This window comes from Fusibacter sp., assembly GCF_057447755.1.
In genome coordinates this window covers 1-5,323 of the sequence record NZ_JBVBZF010000254.1, presented here as the reverse complement: position 1 = coordinate 5,323, position 5,323 = coordinate 1, and the positions used below count along the sequence as shown (strand labels likewise).

The following is a 5,323-nucleotide window of genomic DNA, read 5'->3' as shown; positions in this document are numbered from 1 at the left end:
ATTATAGAAGGCAATAAAGTCTTGGTTCTTGTCATTGGCCTGAATTGCCTTTTGTTTTTCATTCAAGGCATTTAAGGCATTGATCTTGTCACGAAGCTCTGCCGCGGTTTCAAAATTAAGTGCCTCAGCAGCTTTTAGCATTTGCTTGTTCAAATCATTAACCAACCATTCCCTGTCACCGTTTAGAAACAGCAAGACTTGGTCTACATATTTACGATAGGCTTCTTTTGTGATTGCATGATTACAAGCACCCGCACATCTCCCTATGTGAAAGTTCAAGCAAGGTCTATCAATTTTGTCAGTAATCTTTTTGCTGCATTCTCTCAGAGGAAAAATGGTCTGAATCACGTCAAGCGTCTTACGTACGTTATCTGTACTCATATAAGGGCCAAAATGCTTGCCCTTGCCGGAATAATTTCGTGTCATCATCACCCTAGGGTAGTCTTCATCAACAGTCACCAGGATAAAAGGGTACATCTTATCGTCTTTAAGTAAAATATTGAATCTTGGCAAATGCTTCTTAATGAGATTTGCCTCAAGAATTAAGGCCTCAACTTCAGTATCTGTAATAAAATACTCAAATTCAGCAATATTGATGACCATGGTCTGCACTTTAGGCATATGGGAATTAAAGCCTCTAAAATAAGAACTCACCCTATTTTTAAGGTTTTTAGACTTACCAACATATATTATTTCACCCTCTTGGTCCTTCATGATATAAACACCAGGATTTTGAGGCAGTTTTTTCAATTGTTCTTTAATATGTTCCTTAACCACAAAATTTTGTGTCATTTTTATTTCCTTTCATTTATAGCTTAATCCTATTATAACGGATATTTCATAGAAAGTATTTCGGGAATCATCATTTTTTAGTATAATAAAAGTTGTCATAGCCTTATTTAACTTAATTTTCATCAAAGGAGAACTTACATGAACAATACGACGCGTTCGTTAATCTTTTTTATAGGTTTATTCGCCGTAATATTTTACTATTTCTCAATCATTCCTATTTTACCATACGCCATGGTTTTACCAAGTGCCTATGTAAATTATTTAGCGGCTGCAGTGATTATCATATTCCCTACAGCTCAACTCTTGATGCGTGTTTTTGTGTTGAAGAAATACCAACTTAAAGATGAATCTCTTTTTCATTTAAATATACACGATGCAAAAATCATCAATCGCATGACTTACTATGCATTGGCATTCTTAATCGTACTATTGCCAGTTACCGGAAATCGATTTGATTTTAGTGCCCTCCAACCAGTCCATTACTTCACTTTTGCAGTATGGGTTCTCGTTTCTGAAATCTGGCTTTTTGTCACATATAAGACAACTAAAGCCTACTTTGGAAAGGAATATATTTTAATATCGGGGATTGATTTTAGATTGGATTTTCCTATTGGCTCAATTCTATATTCACATTCAGGCGTTTATTATTATCAGGACTTTAAGTACTACTACGTAGAGGGCAATATTCTCTATCTCAGCCTAGAAAATGATCGTGGCAAAATTGCAGTGAAACTCTCAAGCAATATCACCAACAACGTCATCAGTTACCTGAACGCTCATAAAATCAAATCCATACAACCCTATTAAAAAATTGTCATCGTCATTAAACTTATAGCAAATAGGTGCTTCCGCCCTCTACGAGCAGAAACACCTATTTTTTTATGTCTTATAATATTTTCTTTAAAAACTCACCTGTATAGGATGTTTCGTGCATAGCAACGACTTCTGGTGTACCTGATACAAGAATAGTGCCACCATTGTCACCACCATCTGGACCTAAATCGATAATATGATCAGCAGATTTGATAACATCTAAATTATGCTCGATTACAACAATAGTATTGCCTGCATCCACTAATTTTTGAAGCACTTCAATGAGGTTGTGAACATCTGCAGTATGGAGTCCAGTGGTTGGTTCATCCAAGATATAGAGTGTTTTCCCTGTGCTTACCTTGCTTAGTTCAGTTGCTAGTTTTATACGTTGAGCCTCACCACCTGACAGCTGAGTAGAGGGTTGCCCCAATCTTATATAGCCCAATCCAACATCATGGAGGGTTTGAATTTTACGCTTGATTTTGGGAATATTAGAGAAGTATTCAAGGGCTTCTTCGACAGTGAGCTCTAAAACATCTGCAATATTCTTACCCTTATATCTCACTTCAAGTGTCTCACGATTATATCGCTTGCCTTTACAGACATCGCACTGAACATATACATCTGGTAAAAAGTGCATTTCTATTTTAATGATGCCGTCACCCTTACAGTGTTCGCACCTACCACCACTCACATTAAAGCTAAAGCGTCCTTTTTGGTAGCCGCGCATTTTTGCTTCTGGAACCTGTGCAAATATGTCTCTGATATGATCAAAAACACCTGTATAAGTTGCTGGATTTGAACGCGGCGTTCTCCCAATCGGCGACTGGTCAATATCGATGACTTTATCGATGTGTTCAAGTCCCAAAACATCTTCATGCTTACCAGCCTTAATACGACTTTTATTCAGTTTTATTGCACACGACTTATAAAGGATCTCATTAATCAAGGTACTTTTACCAGAGCCAGAAACACCTGTTACGGCACAGAAAACCCCGAGTGGAATATCTACACTGACATTCTTAAGGTTGTTCTCCACAGCACCGGTGATGGTAATTTTCTTACCATTGGAAGGTCGCCTTACCTTAGGTACCTCAATCTTCTTTCGGCCTGACAAATACTGACCTGTTAGAGAGTCCTCGGAAGCTAAGATATCATCTATGGTCCCCTCGGCTATGATCACACCACCGTGTTCACCTGCACCAGGCCCAAGGTCTAAAATATAATCTGCCTCCATAATGGTTTCCTCATCATGTTCCACTACCAAGAGGGTATTTCCTAAATCCGTTAGGTTTCTAAGCGTTTTAAGCAGCTTTTGGTTGTCCTTTTGATGAAGGCCTATACTTGGCTCATCTAAGATATAAAGAACGCCAACCAAGCCTGATCCAATTTGCGTTGCAAGGCGTATCCTCTGCGATTCACCACCTGAAAGCGTACTCGCTGCCCTTGCCAAAGACAAGTATTCAAGGCCGACATTCTTGAGAAAATGAAGCCTTGCATTGATTTCCTTTAGGATTTGATCTGCGATTTTATATTGGGTATGATCAAGCTTTAACTCATCAAAGAAAATGATGGCTTCCTTGACAGATAAGTCCGTAATTTCAATAATGCTTTTACCACCCACCGTAACTGCTAGGACTTCATCCTTTAAGCGATTGCCATGACAAGTCTCACATTCTATCATGCTCATAAACTCATCTATTTTTTGTCGCATATATTCTGAGCTGGTTGCAGCATATCTTCGCTCATAATTGTTGACAAGGCCTTCAAATGGTCGGTTAAACTCTGAATAACCGACATACTTACTGTCATACTTAAAGGTCACATCACGTTTTCCTGTTCCGTAAAAAATCTCATGCTTTACCTTGTCTGGAAGCTCTCTAAAGGGGATATCCTTTGAAACCCCATGATATTCCAAAAGCGCATGAATCATATTCACATAGAATGTCCCCTCAGCACTGTTGGCAATCGGCAAGAGTGCGCCCTCGCTTACAGATAACTTAACATCCGGGACCAATAATTCAGGATCGACCTTCTTGGTAAATCCAAGACCATTACAATCTGGACAAGCGCCATAAGGTGCATTAAAGGAAAACATCCTTGGCTCCATCTCTGCTATACCCTGACCATGATCTGGACAAGAAAATTGCGTGTTGAATACGAGGTCTTCACCATCAAGACAATTGATGATGATTAAGCCCTCTGACAACTTGAGCACAACTTCAAGTGAATCCGTTAATCGCTGCTGGATGCCATCTTTGATAATCAGCCTGTCCACAACAACCTCAATGGTGTTCTTCTTGTTTTTCTCAAGAACAATTTCCTCTGATAAATCCAAAACCTCTCCATTGATTCTGGCCCTTACATAACCTTCCTTCTTGAGTTGTTCTAAAATCTTAGTGTGTTGTCCCTTTTTGCCGACAACAATTGGCGCAAGAACCTGAATCTTTGTGCCCTCACTCAATTGAAGCACTTTGTCTACGATTTGATCGACCGTTTGAGGCGCAATCTCAATTCCACAAACAGGACAATGGGGGGTACCGATTCTTGCATATAGGAGTCTTAGATAATCGTATATTTCAGTTACAGTTCCCACAGTGGAGCGGGGGTTTCTATTAGTGGTCTTCTGGTCAATGGATATAGCTGGTGATAGTCCTTCAATATATTCCACATTTGGTTTTTCCATTTGTCCTAAAAACTGTCTTGCATAAGACGATAAACTTTCCACATATCTTCTTTGCCCCTCTGCATAGATGGTATCAAAGGCAAGTGAAGATTTACCGGATCCACTTAGTCCTGTAATAACGACTAACTGGTCTCTTGGAATTCTCACGTCAATATCCTTTAAATTGTGTTCTTTTGCACCTTTTACATAAATGCTATTTTTACTCATCACTTTTTCCTCAATTTCGTCTCTTTAATTTCAACAATCATGTCACGCAGCTCTGCTGCACGCTCGAATTGAAGTTTTCTTGATGCTTCCATCATTTCCTCTTCTAGTGTTTCCACATATGACATGAGTTCCTTTTTCGTCATCTTTTGAATTTTTTCTACTTCGTATGCCGCAACTTCTTCAGCAGCAACAGTTGCTTCAATCACATCTCGTATTCCTTTTACAATACCCTTTGGCGTAATGCCATGCTCCTCATTGTACTGAGTTTGAATACTGCGCCTTCTATTGGTTTCATCCAGTGCAAGTTTCATGGACCGGGTAATCTTATCCGCATACATGATAACCTTGCCGTTGATATTTCTAGCGGCACGGCCTATGGTTTGAACCAATGACGTTTCAGATCTTAAGAAACCCTCTTTATCCGCATCCAAGATCACAACTAAAGAAACTTCTGGGATGTCAAGACCTTCACGAAGCAAGTTGATACCCACAAGAACATCAAACACCCCTTTTCTCAAGTCATGTAAGATGCTCATTCTCTCAATTGTCTTTATGTCAGAATGTAAGTAACGGACCTTAACATCCATTTTTTTAAAGTAGTCGGTTAAGTCTTCAGCCATCTTCTTAGTCAAGGTTGTCACAAGAACGCGTTCATTTTTTTCAATTCTCTGAACGATTTCAGCATAGAGGTCATCAATTTGACCTTTAATCGGTCTTACTTCCACCTCGGGGTCAATAAGACCAGTCGGTCTTATAATCTGCTCGATTGCCTTGTCACTGTGCTCGTACTCATATGGACCAGGTGTTGCACTCACAAAAAGCGCT

Annotated in this window: 4 protein-coding genes; 1 reads left to right on the top strand and 3 read right to left on the bottom strand. The window is 39.3% G+C overall.

Features of this window, described 5'->3' with window-relative positions; genetic code table 11:
- A partial coding sequence (gene uvrC, locus AC220I_RS17845) for an excinuclease ABC subunit UvrC (RefSeq protein WP_486725221.1) occupies positions 1–792 on the bottom strand: 792 nt, incomplete at its 3' end.
- 138 nt (positions 793–930) lie between these two features.
- On the opposite strand from uvrC, the gene AC220I_RS17840 reads away from it, so the two are divergent.
- Positions 931–1,599, top strand: coding sequence for a hypothetical protein (locus AC220I_RS17840; protein ID WP_486725220.1), 669 nt, complete (start codon positions 931–933; stop codon positions 1,597–1,599).
- A gap of 79 nt (positions 1,600–1,678) precedes the next feature.
- On the opposite strand, the gene uvrA is transcribed toward AC220I_RS17840, so the two are convergent.
- Both uvrA and AC220I_RS17830 read right to left on the bottom strand, forming a co-directional pair.
- Positions 1,679–4,498 (bottom strand): excinuclease ABC subunit UvrA, encoded by a 2,820-nt coding sequence (gene uvrA / locus AC220I_RS17835; RefSeq protein ID WP_486725219.1) that lies wholly within the window; start codon positions 4,496–4,498, stop codon positions 1,679–1,681.
- A partial coding sequence (locus AC220I_RS17830; RefSeq protein ID WP_486725218.1) for a helicase-related protein occupies positions 4,498–5,323 on the bottom strand: 826 nt, incomplete at its 5' end. The genes uvrA and AC220I_RS17830, both read right to left, overlap by 1 nt.

Coding starts and splice junctions, on each gene's coding strand:
- uvrA (WP_486725219.1), bottom strand. CDS start 4,498: ATGAGTAAAAATAGCATTTATGTAAAAGGTGCAAAAGAACACAATTTA.
- AC220I_RS17840 (WP_486725220.1), top strand. CDS start 931: ATGAACAATACGACGCGTTCGTTAATCTTTTTTATAGGTTTATTCGCC.